Below are 16,084 nucleotides of genomic sequence, written 5' to 3'. Positions count from 1 at the left end.
TTATCCTTCTTCCACATCCAGCGGGGCATGTCCCATTTTGCGGATGGCGTCAACGATGAGACCCAGCTTCATGCTCAGCGACCCCTTGGCGAGCACCACATCGCCACTGTCGAGCCTGCGTTTCAGACCTGGCAGCGCCTCCTCGGCGGTCTCGAACCACGCCCCGCGCTGCGCCTCGGGCAGAATATCGTACAGCGATCGCATGAGGGGTCCGATGCAATGCACCACGTCCAGCGATTGCATCGCCTGCAAGTGCGCGAGACCGGCATGCAGGGCAATCTCATCCGGCCCCAATTCCTTCATATCGCCCAGAAAAGCGATGCGCCGCCCGCGTGAGACGCGCCCGATGTCATTGGTAACCGGGGCTGCGGCAAGCACCTCCAGCGCCGCCTGCATGGACGTCGGGTTTGCGTTGTAGCTGTCGTCGATCAGGTCCAGCGTCATGCCCACTTCGACAGCATCAAGGTGTATGCGTTCGCGTTGCCCCCGCCCCTTGTAGGGTTTCCACCGGCCTAGGGCGGCGACGGCCAGCGCGATATCGGCATGCAGGGCAGCCACCACCGCCAGCGCGCCGAGCGCGTTCATGGCAAAGTGACGTCCCGGCGAGGCGATTTTGTAAAGCAAGGGCTCCGCCCCGATCTGCGCCTGAACGACCGTGGTGTCCTCCCGCAGATCGGCCCGGATCAGTTTGAAATCATAGCCGTGTTCGCCAAAGCTGATATCGCGCAGTTTGCAATCCTGGGCCTTGGCCATGAGGATCGCCGCAGTTTCGACGTCTGCATTCAGCACCGCGATGCCGTTCGGCACAACGCCCTCGAAGATCGAGGCTTTTTCCACGGCGATGCCGGTGATGTCGTCGAATGCCTCCAGATGCGCGGCGGCCACGGTGGTGACCAGCGCCACATGCGGTTGTGCCATCCGGGACAGTGGCGCAATTTCGCCGGGGTGGTTCATGCCGATCTCGATCACCGCATATTCAGTGTCGGCGGGCATGCGCGCCAGCGTCAGCGGCACGCCCCAGTGGTTGTTGTAGCTGGCCACGGAGGCGTGGGTGCGGCCCTGCACGCGCAGCATCTCCAGCAGCATCTCCTTCGTCGACGTCTTGCCGACAGAGCCAGTGACCGCCGCGACCTTACCTCCCATGCGCGCGCGCCCCGCCCGTCCCAGAGCCTGCAGCCCCGCCAACACGTCAGGGACAATCAAGAGGGGCGCATCTTCCGCCACGCCATCGGGCCGGTGTGTGACTAGGGCTGCCGCAGCGCCTTTTTCCAGCGCTTGGGCCAAAAATTCATGACCGTCACGCTGATCTTTCAGGGCCACGAAAAGGTCACCCGGTTCGATACTACGGGTGTCGATGGATACGCCCGTCGCGGTCCAATCGGTGGTGGCCTGCCCGCCTGTCGCCGCCGCCGCGTCCTGCGCGGTCCAGAGGGTCATGCGAACCTCCCGTCCAAGGCCGCCACCGCGACGCTGGCCTGCTCCACATCGTCGAAGGGCAGGACATCGTCGCCCACGGTCTGGCCGGTCTCGTGGCCTTTGCCCGCGATCAGTAGCGCATCCCCGGGCCCCAGCGCGTCCACACCGCGCAGAATAGCCTCGGCCCGGTCACCTACCTCCTGTGCGTCGGGCGCGCCCAGTAGCACCGAGGCACGGATCGTCGCGGGGTCCTCGGAGCGGGGGTTGTCATCGGTCACGATCACCAGATCGGCGTTCTCTGCCGCTGCCTGCCCCATCAAGGGACGTTTGGTGGCATCGCGGTCCCCGCCTGCGCCAACGATTGCGATCAGCCGCCCGACGACATGCGGGCGCAGCGCCTTGAGCGCGGTGGCAACGGCCCCCGGCGTGTGGGCGTAATCCACAAAGACCGTGGCGCCATTGTCGCGTGTCGCCGCCAGTTGCATCCGACCCCGCACAGTCCTGAGATCCTCGAAGGTGTCGAACACCACGTTGGGCTTTTCACCGCAGGCGATCACCAGCGCGGCGGCCAGCAAAACATTTTCGGCCTGAAAATCCCCAATCAGGTTGAGGCGGCGCACGTAGGATTTGCTCAGATGGAAGAACTGGACCGTCTGGCCGGTGGCATCGACCTGAATGTTGCCAAGATGGAAATCGCCGATGTCCCGCCCGACGGAGACCACAGGGCAGCCGCGTGCATTGGCAATCGCCGCCATATCGACGCCGCGCTCTTCCTCGATGTTGATTACCGCCTTGGCCTCTTCGGGCAGCACCCGCGCGAACAGCCCCGCCTTGGCATCGAAATAGGCCTCGAAGCTTTCGTGGTAGTCGAGGTGGTCCTGCGAGAAATTGGTAAACCCGGCAGCCTTGAGCGTCACGCCGTCCAGACGCCGTTGATCCAGCCCGTGGCTGGAGGCCTCCATCGCCGCATGGGTAACCTCGTGCTCGGCGGCCTCGGCGAGCGCGCGGTGCAGGGTGATCGGCTCGGGCGTGGTGTGCATCAGCGGCGCGGTCCACGCGCCTTCCACACCGGTGGTGCCAAGATTGATCGCGGCGTGACCCAGCAGCGTCCAGATTTGCCGCACGAAGGTGCTAACGGAGGTTTTGCCATTGGTCCCCGTGACCGCCACCATCACCGGTGGCTGCCGCCCAAACCAGAGCGAGGCGGCGCGCGCCAGAGCCTCGCGCGGCTCGGACGTCACGACCAGGGCAACCTCGCTGGCGTCCAGCTCCTCCGCCGCGATCTTGGCCCCTTCGGCATCTGTCAGCACAGCCGCAGCCCCCATGCGCAGGGCGTATTGGATGAACTCGGCCCCATGCATCTTGACGCCCGGCATGGCGGCAAAGAGAAACCCCTCCTGCACGTCGCGGCTGTCCACGGCCAGCCCGGTGACCTCCGGATTGCGCCCGGCTTTGGCCGTCAGGCCGAGGGAGGAAAGTGTCTTTGCGTCTGTGCTCATCGGCTCCGCCTTTTCCGGCTCAGTTCCGGGTGAGCTTTACATCGGTAAGCACAGCAGGTTCAACGGTTGGCCTGAGACCCAGCAGCGGGGCGATGCGTTTGATCATCTCCGCCGCCACGGGCACGGCGGTCCAGCCGGCGGTGCGGCGCGGTTTTTCACCGGTGGTGTCCACGGCCTCGTCCAGCGTCACGATCAGCACATAACGCGGGTCATGTGCCGGGAAGATTGAGGCAAATGTCGCGATCACCTTCTCCTCGTAATACCCGCCCTGCGGGCGCGGTTTATCCGCCGTACCGGTCTTGCCACCCACGGCATACCCCGCGACATCGCCAAAGCTGGCGGTGCCCTCGGTCACCACCCGCCGCAGCATCTTGCGCGCAGCACCGGCAGAACGTTCGGAAATCACCCGTTCCCCGGCCTGCGGCCCATCCTGCTTGAGGATCGTCGGTTGCACCTTCAGGCCGCCATTGGCAATCGCCGCATATCCCGCCGCGAGGTGCATCGGGGATATCGACAGCCCGTGCCCGTAGGAAATGGTCATTGTACTGAGTTCGGACCAATTCTTGGGCAGCAGCGGTTTGCCCGTCGCCGCCTCGACAATCTCGAAACCCGTGGCCTCCAGCATGCCCATGGTGCCCATGAAATCCCGCTGCCGCTCCACGCCGATCTGCTGGGCAAGGCGGGCGGTGCCGATGTTGGAACTTTTCTCGATAATCTTGGAGACGGTCATCGCGTTGCCGTAGTGGCGGAAATCACGGATGCGGAATTTGCCCCAACGCAGCGGCCCCTTGGTGTCGATCACCGTATCGGGGCTGACCAGCCCCAAATCGAGCGCCTGTGCGACCGCAAAAATCTTGAAGGTCGAGCCCAACTCATAGACGCCCTGCACCGAGCGGTTAAAGAGCGGGCTATCCGAGGCATCGCCGGTGACCGCCGGACGCGGACGGTTGTTGGGATCGAAGCTGGGTAGGGACACAACACTGACGACTTCGCCGGTGTGGACATCCATCAGGATGGAGGTCGCGCCCTTGGCGTTCATCAGCTTCATGCCACCATAGAGCACACGCTCGGCCGCGGCCTGCACAGTCAGGTCGAGCGATAGTTCCAGCGGCTGGTTGCCATTGGCAGGATCGCGCAGATGATCGTCAAAATACTTCTCGACCCCGGCGACGCCAATCACCTCGGCGGCATGCACCCCTTCGCGCCCATAGCTGGCCCCGCCCAGCACATGCGCGGCCAAGCGACCATTGGGATAAAGCCGCATGTCGCGTGCGCCAAAGAGCAGGCCCGGATCGCCGATCTCATGCACCGCCTGCATCTGTTCCGGGCTGATCTTGCGCTTGATCCAGATGAATTTGCGCTTGCCGGTAAAGTCTTCCAGCATGTCTTTTTCATCCAAGTCAGGGAAGACACGCGCCAATTCACGTGCCGAATGCGCAGGATCGACCATCTGCGGTGGTTGCGCATAAAGGGAATGCGTCTCGAAATTCGTGGCCAGCAAGCGCCCGTGCCGGTCGACGATATCCGCGCGGCTGGCGTGGATCCGGGCGCCCGGCGCCTCAACACGCGGCTCCGTCGGCTCGGCTGTCGCCAAAAGCCCCATGCGGGCACCGATCACGCCGAAAGCCACCACGAAGAAGAGCCCCAGCACCAGCAAGCGCCCTTCGGCGCGCTGGCGGGACTGATCGCGCATCTGCTCGTGCCGGATGCGGATGTTTTCCCGCTCAATAGCGTCGGGGTTCTCCCCCTTGGCGCGGGCATCAAGAATGCGCGCCAGCGGGCGCAGGGGTGTCCGGATCATGGGCGGCTCTCCTCGGTCACATCACCGGCGAGGCTGGAGACATCCACTGGATTGGTGATCGGCAGCAGTGGATCGGGCGGATAGGCCACCTGCCCCACAAGGCCGAACTGCTCTGGGCGCAATTCCAACAGGCCAAGCCGGTCAAAGTTGATCTCCGCCAGATCGCGGAGACGGTCGGGCCGGTTCAGATAGGCCCATTCGGCGCGCAGCACCGCCAGCCGTTCGTGTGCTTCGCGAATGTCCAGCCGCAGCGCGCGGGTATCCGCCAGCGCCGCCTGTGTGGCATAGTTTTCCCGATAGGCCCAGAACGCCAACCCGATCACGGCCAAGGTGGTCAGAATATACAGAACCGTTCGCATTAACTCACCTCCTTGACCATCGGCATGCCGATGGATTTTGCGTCGACCTCGCCCGCCGGGGCATCCGTGCGGACCGCCACCCGCAGCTTGGCCGACCGGGCCCGCGGGTTACGCGCAATCTCTTCTGCATCCGCCGCGATTGCCTTGCGCGATTTGAGCGTGAAGGCCGGTGGGGCCTTTTCCTGTTCCGGGGCATATCTGTTGGCATTGCCGCCCGTCCCTGCCCGCGCGGTCAGGAAGCGTTTGACCATGCGGTCCTCGACCGAATGGAAGGTGACAACGGCCAATTGCCCGCCGGGCTTGAGCGCGCGCTCCGCCGCCATGAGCCCCTGAAACAGCTCACCATATTCATTGTTCACTGCGATCCGCAGCGCCTGAAAACTGCGCGTGGCGGGGTGCGACTGACCGGGCTTGGCGCGCGGCAGACAGCCCTCGATGATGCCCGCAAGGCGCAAGGTCGTCGTGATTGGGTCCTGTTCACGCGCGCGCAGAATGGCTTTTGCAATCCGGCGGCTGGCGCGTTCCTCGCTGTATTGGAACAGGATGTTGGCCAGGGTCGCTTCATCCGTCTCGTTCACAATGTCGGCGGCGGACGGGCCATCCTGGCTCATGCGCATGTCCAAAGGCCCGTCGCGCATGAAGGAAAATCCCCGCTCCGCCTGATCCAGCTGCATTGAGGACACGCCCAGATCGAGCACGATCCCATCGAGATCGCTGGCATATTCGTCCATTTTCGAGAAAACACCGTGCTGCTGCGTCAGCCGACCCCCGTAGTCAGCCGCCCAATCCGCAGCCATCTCGAACGCCAGCGGATCGCGGTCCACCGCAATCACCCGTTCAGCGCCCGCCTCAAGGAACCCGCGCGTATACCCGCCCGCGCCAAAGGTGCCGTCCAGCCAGACACCGGTCACCGGCGCCACCGCCCTCAGAATGGCGGGCAACAGGACGGGAATATGGGGGGCGGATGTGTCAGAGGAGGCCGCAGCAGCCATGGCTCACTCCCCTTGCTTGGAATCCAGGAAGACCAGCGGATCGAAATCATCCGGCAATTCATCGAGCCAGGCCTCGGTCTTGGCCGCTTCCTCCGCCTCATAGGTCTCGGGCTTCCAGATCTGGAAGGTATCACCGGCGGCGATGAAAAACGCCTCGCCGTCCAGCTCAATCTTGTTGCGCAGCTTCGCAGGCAGCACCAGACGCCCGGTTTCGTCGACAGAGGTTGGGAAAGACTGTCCGTGAAAGAGACGCTGGAGCATCTTGCGCTCCATCGCGCCGCGCGGCAGTGCGTCGATCTTGTCGTCCACCTCGTTGATGGCCTCGATCGTGTAGCATTCCAGGTAGTTGCGGCGGTGATCGCCGTAGACGATGACCAGTTCCGGGGCGTCACCGGAGGACCAATTGGGATCGGCGGCCTCGATCACACGGCGAAAAGAGGCTGGGATAGAGACCCGCCCCTTGGTGTCGACCTTGTGATGGCTTTCGCCTCTGAACCTGCGGCTCACTGCCTTATCCCAATCTTTGACGCCACTTTAAGATTGACGCCTATCCCCCTGCCGTGAAATGGAAACGGCGGGTTGATCTGCTGCCACTGATCAACCCGCCGCCCTCGTCCCGCATCTGCGGGGAAGTCCAGCTGCGCGCGCCACCTGGGGGGATGTCTGCTCGCTCGCGCGCCGGATCTCTTGGTCGGATGAAAGCGAGGTGCCTGTATGAAACCTGCTAGAGTTTTTATTTGCGTGGGGTCGTTTGCTGCCCCGGTCTCGTTCTCATCTGATGCAATAGGGATACAGCGGGAAAGTATGGGATAGCAAGGGATTTTTAGTTAGCAAATCTCTAATTTTCCTCTTTTGGCGTTAACAAACAACAGATGCAAGAGGAGTTGGCAGGTAAAGTCTTCCACAAGTTGACAATATGGCTCAGCCAAACACTATATATAGTAGACCCTCTGCTTCACAAAAATTTCCCCTAATATCCCAACAATTTTGCAACCCTGCCTCACACTCTCCTTTTGTTTCCTTTTTGTTCCATCAAATTCCCTAATATCAAGACTTTTTTTTTGATTCGCGATCTCCTCCAACGCCGTGCCAGACCCTACTGACCGCGCAGACGCATCATGTCCCATGATGTCCCATGGCAATCCAAACGCCCGGCAGAAAGCGCGGGATAACGTGTGAAACCGGTCACGAGGATTCTAGTATGAAAACTGACATCGCTATATTGCGCCACACCTTCGGGCTGATTTTTTCGAGCCCCTGGCAGACCCTGGTAGTCACAGCCCCGGGAACACTCACCTTCGTTGCAGCATTTTTTCTTTTTGGTCGTCTGGTCTTTTCGGATGCCGCCATGCAGTCAAGTTCGTTTTTCTCGCTCGCACTACTGCTACAGTTCGTGGCAACGATTTTTGCCAGTATTCTGATCGCTGTGATGTGGCATCGCTATGCTCTCCTGCAGGGCGATGACAGAGCCCTTATCATGCGGCCAAAACCATCCGCCTACGGCCGCTACTTTTTCGCTACGATCTTCATTGGCCTGATCGTCTTGCCAATGTACTTGGCTGCGGGCTTTGTCATTGGCTCGGCGACGACAGCCCTCCTCGACCCCTTTGCGCAGGGGCGACTTGGAGCCGGGATCGCGATTGGTCTGGTCCTGACACTTCTCATATCCTGGGTCTTGATACGGATTGGCTTGATCCTGCCCGCAATAGCGATCAACGCACGACTGAGCATGATCGACAGTTGGAAAGCAACAGCATCCGTCTCATTTGTATTGATCCGGGTAATCCTCATCATCGCCGTGCTGAATATCCTGTTGAACATAGCCCTGGTTCAGTTTGTGTGGGCCATGCCGCTGACCGGAATCGCGGTTCAGGTCCTGCTGTCTTTTTTCCAGATACTGGTCACACTCAGCCTACTCAGCACGCTATACGGATATCTGATCGAAAAACGGGAACTGGCGTAGCCCGCCAAATCAGGCCATGCCTCCCTTGATCAGACCCTCGGCGATACGCGCGTAGGCCTCAGCCATCGCCCCGTCACCAGCAGCCACGGGTGTGCCACCGTCGCCCGCAAGGCGTGTGTCCAGATCGATCGGCAGTGCGCCCAAGAGAGGCACACCCAGTTTCTTTGCTTCGGCGGCCACACCACCCTGCCCGAAGATCTGATGCTCAGACCCGCAATCGGGGCAGACGAACATCGACATGTTCTCGATCAGCCCCAGCACCGGCGTCTTCAGCGTGTCGAACATATCGAGCGCCTTGCGGGCATCTATAAGGGCCACGTCCTGCGGGGTGGAGACGACGATCGCCCCGGTCAACTCACTCTTGGTACAAAGCGTCAGCTGCACATCCCCCGTGCCCGGCGGCAAATCGACGAGCAGGATGTCCAACTCCCCCCATTCCACCTGCCCCAGCATCTGCTGCAGCGCGCCCATGAGCATCGGCCCGCGCCAGACCACCGCCTTGCCCTCCTCCAGCATGAAGCCGATGGACATCAGCGTGACCCCATGGGCGTGCAGCGGGATGATCGTCTTGCCGTCGGGCGACGCGGGGCGTTTGTTCACCCCCATCATGCGCGGTTGGGAGGGACCGTATATATCAGCGTCGAGCAGCCCCACCTTGCGGCCCGCCCGCGCCAGTGCCACCGCGAGGTTCGACGATACCGTGGATTTGCCCACCCCGCCCTTGCCAGAGCCGATGGCGAGAATGCGTTTCACCCCACTTGGCTTGGTCGGCCCTGCCTGCGGTTTCGGGTGCCCGCCGATCTTGAGGCTGGGCGGCGCGGGCTTTTTCTCCGCCGGACCATGGGCGGTCAGCGCGACCGAGGCTGTCTCAACCCCCGGCAGCTCCCGCACAATCTGCTCGGCAGCATCGCGGAGTGGCCCCATCTGGCGCGCGACCTCCGGGCTGGACGCCTCGATCACGAACTTCACAGTACCGCCGTGAATGGTCAGGGCACGAATCAAATCATGTTCAATAAGGCTCTTGCCATCCGGTAACGCCACACGCGCCAGCGCTGCCTCAATTTCGGCCTTCGTTACAGACATGCTCAATTTCTCCTCATATGCGCCGTTTTGGTAAGCGCCTGTTTCCGCTAACAGTATTTAGGGTCAATAACTGCTTAACCCTATAGCAACACGCATAAATTTACGCTAGGTCGCCCATGCATTTGCTGCATAGCAGCATTGTTTAGCTGTCTATTGTGCAGTCGCAGCATAAGCTTAAATATGGGTCACAACAGAACGACGAACGAAAGATGAGGCACAACAAATGGCCTACTACACACAAACGAATTCCGCATCCACCAGCCTGATTGAACGGGCGCTGGCTGCAACCGCGAACCTGCTTCAGGCTGCCGCGCAACGCTATGCGACATATCGCGTGTACCGTGAGACGTATAACGAACTGGCGCAGCTGAACGACCGCGACCTGAACGATCTGGGCCTGTCCCGGTCGATGATCCGCGGCCTGGCGTTGGAAGCAGCGGAAAAATACGCAGGTAAGTGAACCTGTTTATAGATCAGACATTCGTCTCCTCCCTAGAGTGTCTGTAACATGCGACGGCATTCATCCTCCTCCCGGATGTCGTCGCCCTTACAAAAGCGCATGAAAATGCGCGCCTCTCCCTCCGGCCCATCGGGCAGCCGGGACAGGTTACCAGATCAGGCGCGCCTTTCCTCCTCCCTGGGGCGTCTGTGACCAGGCAGCGGCATTCATCCTCCTCCCGGATGCCGCTGTCCCTAACACCCAAGCCGAGATGGCTTGTTGTCATACGCTGCAGGGGCTTTCCTCCTCCCTAGTCGCTGCAGCGGACAAAGAAGGCGGCTCCCTCCTCCCGGGTGCCGCCTTTTTCCTTTACGGGCAAGGATTGCAGCCCTTTGGCAGGGGCAAGGACCGCTGGCCGATAATAGCTAAAATTTCGTGACATGGGTGACTTGGCCCCCTGTTCTGGCAACCTTGCGCCACTGGGACCATCCAGCGCGGTCCTGCCCTTGACGCCAGGCCTCAAGAACGTAGAGACAATGACGGCCTCTTCAATTACTGCGAAGTACTTTGGCGCCAGGACCGTTTCATGTGTCGGTTTCTGCCATTTCTGCAGCTTCCCAACCTACCAGCTTGGGAAATGGCGTCACAACGTCGTCTGAGTAAAATGGTAAATTGTCGAACCAACCGTTCGCGCTTGCCGTTGCCAGCGCTTGAAAGATCGTTTCCACATTCAGTTTTCGCCGGATTGATACCTGCAGGGAGTTATTCCCTCCATATGGCGAACTCATTGTCAGCGCGCTGGCCGGGTGCGAACTTGTAGCCAAAGTGTGCAGAAACCGGAGTTCCTGCGCTGACAGAGTATTGTCGTCTAAGTTCGTCAAAGAGGCGCAGTGTTGGAAACCTTCTATTGCGAGCTGAGCCACGGCTTCCAGGTCCGAACGGTTAAACCGGATATTCTCGCTAAACTTTTCTTCGCTGTCCGAAGATGAAAACGTTACTGCGATACGTGCGCCATTTGGCCGTGTGCTCGCATAGCACATTCCCTTGGTCCCGACATTGTGCTCTTCCCTGTCATCCCAAAACTCTCTTACAAGTGGAGATGACGTACTCAGATCGCTAAACAGAAAACTGTCATTTCCGGACTTTGCTTCCAGAAAGACTGGATCGACGAATTGATATGACTTCTCCTCGTGTCGCCGAAGCCAATTTTGCCCGTATGACGTACACATGCGCGATGAAAAGTTTGCGGATCGTCCCTGCTCGACAACAAACAGAGAAAAATGCTGGAATCCCGAGTTGGTCGCAGCCTGCCAAAGAAGCTGCGAAAGCTCAGTAAGGTTGTCGCACACACTGATCGAGTTGGCCAGTTCCTCCATGTCATCCGTGCGAAACTGGATGGCATCAGACTCTTCGATGATGTGCGAAATCCTTTTCAGCCCCTCCATAACTTGGGCTGGTCGCTGTGCATCATTACCGATGGCTTCTTCCAGAACTGCTCTTACCCAGTGCGACATGGTCTCTTTCCAGCTGCCTTCACCTTGGTATCGATAGCTCTGGTTAATATAGGCTAAATCTTGCCGATAATTTTTGACTTTTTTTCTGTATGTTAGCAGGATTCAAGAAGCCATCCGCAACGCATCGGCAGATTACCGCTGATTCTAAGGAGTATTGTTGAGTGTCACCAAGAGCTCCGGTTTCGATCCAGAAATAAAAAGCGCGAATTGTCGCGGCTTGGTTGGCCGAAGTTGGTTTCTATCCTCTCTCATATGGTCGAAAGTAATGCGAGAAGCTACTCGCCATTTATGTCTAGGGACCAAAAAACTCGCAGTGAAGTCACTCATATTAAGGGTAGCAAGCTGACCTGAGCGATCTTCGGAGCCAGCAGCAACATAGATTAGACCCTCTTGCCTATTCATTCTGTTTACAGAAGCGTCTGTTTGCGTCACCTGAATCCAAAACAGCTCGGTTACAGCAGGACCCGGACAGCGCTTGTTAGAACGGGATATCGTCGCAGCCGGTCACGAATTTCGCCACGACCTTCTTCACACCTGCCTTTTCAAAGGCAATCTCCAGCTTGTCACCTTCGATGCCCTGAATGGCGCCGTAACCGAATTTCTGGTGGAAGACGCGCTCCCCCATGGTGAAGCTGGAGACCGCAGACATATCGATCACCGTGTTCTTGCTTTCGCGGGGCTGGCTGACCGGGCGGTCCTGGCTGCGCGCCTGCAGGCGGCGCCATCCGGGTGAATTGTAGACATTTGCCTCGGCGGCCGCATTGTGCAGGTTCGATGTCGGTGCCGCCGCGCCATAGCCGCCCCCATAAAGGCCCGGCGGGGTCAGCACCTCCACATGGGCCTCGGGCAATTCGTCAATGAAACGCGACGGCATGGATGACTGCCACTGACCAAACACCCGACGATTGGCGGCAAAGGAGATGGTGCACAGCTCTTCGGCCCGCGTGATGCCCACATAGGCCAGCCTGCGTTCTTCTTCGAGGCCCTTCATACCGCTTTCATCCATCGACCGCTGCGAGGGGAAAAGACCGTCTTCCCACCCCGGCAGGAAGACCACGGGAAATTCCAACCCCTTGGCCGCATGCAGCGTCATGATGGAGACCTTTTCGCCGCCATCATCGGTCTCGTTGTCCATGATCAGGCTGACATGTTCGAGAAACCCCTGCAGGTTCTCGAAGTTGTGCAGCTGGTTGATCAACTCCTTGAGATTTTCCAGCCGCCCCGGTGCTTCGGGCGTCTTGTCGTTCTGCCAATGCGCCGTGTAGCCGCTTTCATCGAGGATTATTTCGGCAAGCTCCACATGGCTCACATCTGGGGGGCCATACTCCAGCTTGACCGGACCCTCGTCGATCACATCGTCGGTCTCAGAGACGGAGATCAGGCGACCCTTCGTCATCTGGCCCCAGCGGTCGATCCCGTCAACAAGCTGCGCCAGCGCCGCGCCGCCCTTGCCGCCGATGGCGCGTGTTTCCCCAACCAGACGCGCGCCTTCCAGCAGGGAGACCCCGTTTTCACGCGCGATGCGCTGGATGGTTTGCCGCGCCTTGTCGCCAAGGCCGCGTTTGGGCGTGTTCACGATCCGCTCAAAGGCCAGATCGTCGTCGGGGCTGACAGTGATGCGAAAATAAGCCATCGCATCGCGGATCTCCATCCGCTCATAGAACCGCGGGCCGCCGATCACACGGTAGGGCAGCCCGATGGTCAGGAAGCGATCCTCAAAGGCGCGCATCTGGTGAGAGGCGCGCACCAGAATGGCCATCTGGTCGAGGCCAAAAGGTTTCATACCCCGCGTGCCGCGCTGCGCAGCTTCCACTTCTTCGCCGATCCAGCGGGCTTCTTCCTCGCCGTCCCAATGGCCGATCAGACGCACCTTCTCGCCCTCAGTGAGGTCCGTGAAAAGCGTCTTGCCCAACCGGCCCTCATTGCCCTCGATCACCCCGGAGGCCGCGGCGAGAATATGCGGGGTGGAGCGGTAATTCTGTTCCAGCCGGACCACATGGGCACCCGGAAAATCCTTTTCGAACCGAAGTATATTACCGACCTCGGCCCCGCGCCAGCCATAGATCGACTGGTCATCGTCGCCCACGCAGCAGATGTTCTTGTGTCCACCCGCCAGCAAGCGCAGCCAGAGGTACTGCGCAACATTGGTATCCTGATATTCATCCACGAGGATGTAACGGAACCAGCGCTGATATTGCTCCAGCACATCCGGGTGGGTTTGGAAAATCGTGACCATATGCAGCAGCAAATCGCCGAAATCTGTGGCGTTCAGCTCGATCAGGCGCCGCTGGTACTGCGCATAGAGCGCAACACCACGGTGATTATAGGCGCCTGCGTCGCTGGCAGGCACCTTGTCAGGCGTGAGCGCACGGTTCTTCCAGCCGTCAATGATGCTTGCCAATTGCCGCGCAGGCCAGCGCTTGTCGTCGATCCCGTCGGCCGCCACCAGCTGTTTCAGCAGCCGCAGCTGATCGTCCGTATCCAGAATGGTGAAGTTGGATTTCAGCCCCACCAGTTCCGCATGGCGGCGCAGCAGCTTCACGCAGATCGCATGGAAGGTGCCCAGCCAGGGCATCCCCTCGATCTGCTGGCCCAGCATCTGGCCAACGCGCTTTTTCATCTCGCGCGCGGCCTTGTTAGTGAAGGTCACGGCCAGGATTTCGTTGGGCCGGGCAGACCCGGTGTTCAGCAGATGCACGATGCGGGCGGTCAGCGCGCGCGTTTTGCCCGTCCCCGCCCCGGCGAGCATCAGGACCGGCCCGTCCAGCTTCTCCACCGCTTCGCGCTGCGCCGGGTTCAGACCATCAAGATAGGGTTGCGACCGCGCGGCCATCGCCCGCGCCGACAGCGATGCGCCGTCAAAGGCGTCTATTTCATCGTAACTGCTCATGGCGATATCGTACCGAAGTCAGGCGGCGATTTAAAGCTATGTTCTTATAATGTTCAATAATCTGCACATCGGACCCGAAACGGCTCAATCTGACGAAAACTGGACTTAAAAACCAATCACATGCAGGCTACCGCCCCCCAAAGTTTAAGGAATTGGAAATGTTACCACTTCATCCCTTGGCATGAGGGTGCACAAGGAGTGTGTTAGTGGAAACCGCAGAACAGACAAAGAAGCTCGCGGAAATCGTGACGCAGGAAAATGCCAGCGCCAAAGCCCGCAAATATGGCGTGGTGGCGCTTTTGATCGTCATGGCGGCGGCCAACATCTTTGCGAACATCAAGCTTCCCTACCCGATTGTCGACCGCATGCTGGAGGCCGACATCAAGGAGGAAGCCAAGCTTTGGCGCAAACGCGTTCTGGACCAGCTCGGTCATGGCGCGGAGACGTTCGAGCTGACCACCGAAGCAGACACCTCGGGTGAAGACTTGAGCGCCTACGGCGGTGCTGGCGGCAATCAGCACGGCCTCACCGATCTGGACATTTCCTTCCTCAGCCAGATCACGCGCGCCTCGGACATCTACCGCTTCAAGATGTTTGACGCCGAGGGTCGGGTTTTCTGGTCCAGTCGCCCGTCCGATATCGGGGCGATCAACACCAAACCATACTTCATCGGCGAGGTGATGAATGGCGAATCTTACTACAAACACGAGATGAAACCGGCATCCGATGTAGATGACTTTGAACTGCACGCCCTGGCCGATACCAATGAGATGACGCGCGAAGTCGCCGAGGTGTACACGCCCGTGGTCCGGAATGGCTCTGTGATCGGGGCGATCGAGTTTTACACCGACATCACCAAAAAGCGCGACACCTTCGCTTGGCGCATCGAATGGTTGATGATGATCGTCTCGACCGTCTTCATGACGATTTTTTCCATCATCGTTTTGTCCGTTCTGCGGCGCGGACGGCGTCAGATGCACGAACTTGAGACGCGCACCACCAAGGAACGCAAAAGCCTGGAGCGCCAGATGCAACTGGCCCGCGAGGTGAGCCTTCTGGGTGAGCTGAACGAGTGGCTGCAGTCAAGCCGGTCACTGGACGAATTGTTCGAAATGGTCGCGCGTTTCATGACGCATATGCTGCCCGACTGCGAGGGCAGTGTGTATGTCTACTCCAATTCCCGCGACGTGTTGGATGGCGCGACTTCCTGGAACGAGGGCGACCACAAGGCCCATATCCATCCCGAAGAATGCTGGGGGCTGCGCCGGGGCCGGACCTATGTTTACGGCACGTCCAGCATCGATTTTGTCTGCGAGCATGCCGAACCTCATGATGACCGGCCTTACTTCTGCTTCCCGATCCTTGCACATGGGGAGACGGTTGGCCTGATGCACCTGAAAGCGAAGACGATGATGTCGGTCGATGCCTTCAAGGAATATCAGAAGCTGGCGCAGATGTGCGCGGAACAGATCAGCCTGGCCATTGCCAATGTGCAGATGCGCGATCAATTGCAGGAACGGTCCGTGCGCGATCCCTTGACGGGGCTCTTCAATCGCCGCCACATGACGGACTATCTGCGCAAGATGATCCAGAGCGCGCAGCGCACCGAAGAGGTGTTCAGCATGCTGTATCTCGACGTGGACCACTTCAAGAAATTCAATGACAACCACGGCCATGATGCGGGCGACATGGTGTTGCGGACGGTTGGTGAAGCTCTGGAACGGGCCTGTGATGGCGATGAAATCGCCTGCCGGATGGGGGGCGAGGAGTTCATGCTTTTGCTGCCGGGCACAGATCGGAAAACCGCTGAAAGCCGGGCGGAAAAACTGCGCCGGGCGATAGAGGCAATCACACTGCGCTATGGTGAAAAGAACCTGCCCCGGATCACGGTGTCGGTCGGCGTGGCGCTGTTCCCCGATCACGGACACATGCCACAAGACCTGTTGCGCGTCGCTGATGACGCCATGTATGAGGCAAAGGCGCAGGGCCGCAACCGGGTGGTCGTGGGCAGCACCGAGGCCGACACCTTTGACGGGGACGCTGAGACAGAGGCGGACCGTGCCTTTGAGGAACATGCCAAGGTCGGGACCATTTCGGCCGCCAGTTGAACGCCACCGGGTGGAGCCTG

Annotated in this window: 12 protein-coding genes; 3 read left to right on the top strand and 9 right to left on the bottom strand. The window is 59.9% G+C overall.

The features are described 5' to 3' along the window. The 6 genes from murF to mraZ are packed head-to-tail and all read right to left on the bottom strand — an operon-like array spanning window position 1 to window position 6,574. Entirely contained in the window at window positions 1-1,437 is a 1,437-nt protein-coding gene (gene murF, locus Q1A52_RS14230; protein WP_300016545.1) for a UDP-N-acetylmuramoyl-tripeptide--D-alanyl-D-alanine ligase, read from the bottom strand. Continuing rightward, the gene (locus Q1A52_RS14225; RefSeq protein WP_300016542.1) at window positions 1,434-2,915 is read right to left on the bottom strand and encodes a UDP-N-acetylmuramoyl-L-alanyl-D-glutamate--2,6-diaminopimelate ligase; all 1,482 of its coding nucleotides are present in this window, start codon (window positions 2,913-2,915) and stop codon (window positions 1,434-1,436) included. The genes murF and Q1A52_RS14225 overlap by 4 nt, the downstream gene beginning before the upstream one ends. Before the next feature lie 19 nt (window positions 2,916-2,934). Beyond that, window positions 2,935-4,716 carry a penicillin-binding protein 2 gene (locus tag Q1A52_RS14220; RefSeq protein ID WP_300016539.1) on the bottom strand — a complete coding sequence of 594 codons (1,782 nt, stop codon included), beginning with the start codon at window positions 4,714-4,716 and terminating at the stop codon, window positions 2,935-2,937. Further along, window positions 4,713-5,075, bottom strand: coding sequence for a cell division protein FtsL (locus tag Q1A52_RS14215; protein ID WP_300016536.1), 363 nt, complete (start codon window positions 5,073-5,075; stop codon window positions 4,713-4,715). Before Q1A52_RS14215 ends, Q1A52_RS14220 begins: the two co-directional genes overlap by 4 nt. Then, a complete protein-coding gene (gene rsmH / locus Q1A52_RS14210) occupies window positions 5,075-6,067 on the bottom strand; it encodes a 16S rRNA (cytosine(1402)-N(4))-methyltransferase RsmH (RefSeq protein WP_300016533.1) in 993 nt (330 codons plus the stop codon). The genes Q1A52_RS14215 and rsmH overlap by 1 nt, the downstream gene beginning before the upstream one ends. A 3-nt stretch (window positions 6,068-6,070) precedes the next feature. Continuing rightward, window positions 6,071-6,574: a division/cell wall cluster transcriptional repressor MraZ gene (mraZ, locus tag Q1A52_RS14205; RefSeq protein WP_299782718.1), complete on the bottom strand. Its 504-nt coding sequence runs from the start codon at window positions 6,572-6,574 to the stop codon at window positions 6,071-6,073. A 628-nt stretch (window positions 6,575-7,202) separates the two neighbouring features. Between mraZ and Q1A52_RS14200 the strand changes: the two genes are divergently transcribed. Further along, window positions 7,203-8,030, top strand: coding sequence for a hypothetical protein (locus Q1A52_RS14200; protein ID WP_300016530.1), 828 nt, complete (start codon window positions 7,203-7,205; stop codon window positions 8,028-8,030). Between the two features lie 9 nt (window positions 8,031-8,039). Here Q1A52_RS14200 and Q1A52_RS14195 read toward each other — a convergent pair whose 3' ends face one another. Further along, window positions 8,040-9,113, bottom strand: coding sequence for an Mrp/NBP35 family ATP-binding protein (locus Q1A52_RS14195; RefSeq protein ID WP_300016527.1), 1,074 nt, complete (start codon window positions 9,111-9,113; stop codon window positions 8,040-8,042). A 223-nt stretch (window positions 9,114-9,336) separates the two neighbouring features. Between Q1A52_RS14195 and Q1A52_RS14190 the strand changes: the two genes are divergently transcribed. Continuing rightward, a complete protein-coding gene (locus Q1A52_RS14190) occupies window positions 9,337-9,573 on the top strand; it encodes a DUF1127 domain-containing protein (RefSeq protein ID WP_300016524.1) in 237 nt (78 codons plus the stop codon). A 563-nt stretch (window positions 9,574-10,136) separates the two neighbouring features. Here the strand turns inward: Q1A52_RS14190 and Q1A52_RS14185 are convergent. Both Q1A52_RS14185 and Q1A52_RS14180 read right to left on the bottom strand, forming a co-directional pair. Beyond that, window positions 10,137-11,066, bottom strand: a complete 930-nt coding sequence (locus Q1A52_RS14185; RefSeq protein ID WP_300016521.1) for an autoinducer binding domain-containing protein — start codon at window positions 11,064-11,066, stop codon at window positions 10,137-10,139. Between the two features lie 478 nt (window positions 11,067-11,544). Beyond that, window positions 11,545-13,956 (bottom strand): ATP-dependent helicase, encoded by a 2,412-nt coding sequence (locus Q1A52_RS14180; RefSeq protein ID WP_300016518.1) that lies wholly within the window; start codon window positions 13,954-13,956, stop codon window positions 11,545-11,547. Window positions 13,957-14,162: 206 nt separating this feature from the next. On the opposite strand from Q1A52_RS14180, the gene Q1A52_RS14175 reads away from it, so the two are divergent. Beyond that, a complete protein-coding gene (locus Q1A52_RS14175) occupies window positions 14,163-16,064 on the top strand; it encodes a diguanylate cyclase (RefSeq protein WP_300016515.1) in 1,902 nt (633 codons plus the stop codon). The last annotated feature ends 20 nt before the right edge of the window (window positions 16,065-16,084 follow it).

The organism is uncultured Roseobacter sp. (genome assembly GCF_947488185.1).
In the GTDB taxonomy this organism is placed as follows: Bacteria; Pseudomonadota; Alphaproteobacteria; order Rhodobacterales; family Rhodobacteraceae; genus Roseobacter.
This window is presented reverse-complemented; position numbering and strand designations above follow the sequence as displayed.

What these genes read in the sequence shown, in the direction of transcription:
- Q1A52_RS14185 (WP_300016521.1), bottom strand. Translation starts at nt 11,066, where the DNA reads ATGTCGCACTGGGTAAGAGCAGTTCTGGAAGAAGCCATCGGTAATGAT.
- Q1A52_RS14220 (WP_300016539.1), bottom strand. Translation starts at nt 4,716, where the DNA reads ATGATCCGGACACCCCTGCGCCCGCTGGCGCGCATTCTTGATGCCCGC.
- Q1A52_RS14225 (WP_300016542.1), bottom strand. Translation starts at nt 2,915, where the DNA reads ATGAGCACAGACGCAAAGACACTTTCCTCCCTCGGCCTGACGGCCAAA.
- murF (WP_300016545.1), bottom strand. Translation starts at nt 1,437, where the DNA reads ATGACCCTCTGGACCGCGCAGGACGCGGCGGCGGCGACAGGCGGGCAG.
- Q1A52_RS14195 (WP_300016527.1), bottom strand. Translation starts at nt 9,113, where the DNA reads ATGTCTGTAACGAAGGCCGAAATTGAGGCAGCGCTGGCGCGTGTGGCG.
- Q1A52_RS14200 (WP_300016530.1), top strand. Translation starts at nt 7,203, where the DNA reads ATGGCAATCCAAACGCCCGGCAGAAAGCGCGGGATAACGTGTGAAACC.
- Q1A52_RS14180 (WP_300016518.1), bottom strand. Translation starts at nt 13,956, where the DNA reads ATGAGCAGTTACGATGAAATAGACGCCTTTGACGGCGCATCGCTGTCG.
- Q1A52_RS14190 (WP_300016524.1), top strand. Translation starts at nt 9,337, where the DNA reads ATGGCCTACTACACACAAACGAATTCCGCATCCACCAGCCTGATTGAA.
- rsmH (WP_300016533.1), bottom strand. Translation starts at nt 6,067, where the DNA reads ATGGCTGCTGCGGCCTCCTCTGACACATCCGCCCCCCATATTCCCGTC.
- Q1A52_RS14215 (WP_300016536.1), bottom strand. Translation starts at nt 5,075, where the DNA reads ATGCGAACGGTTCTGTATATTCTGACCACCTTGGCCGTGATCGGGTTG.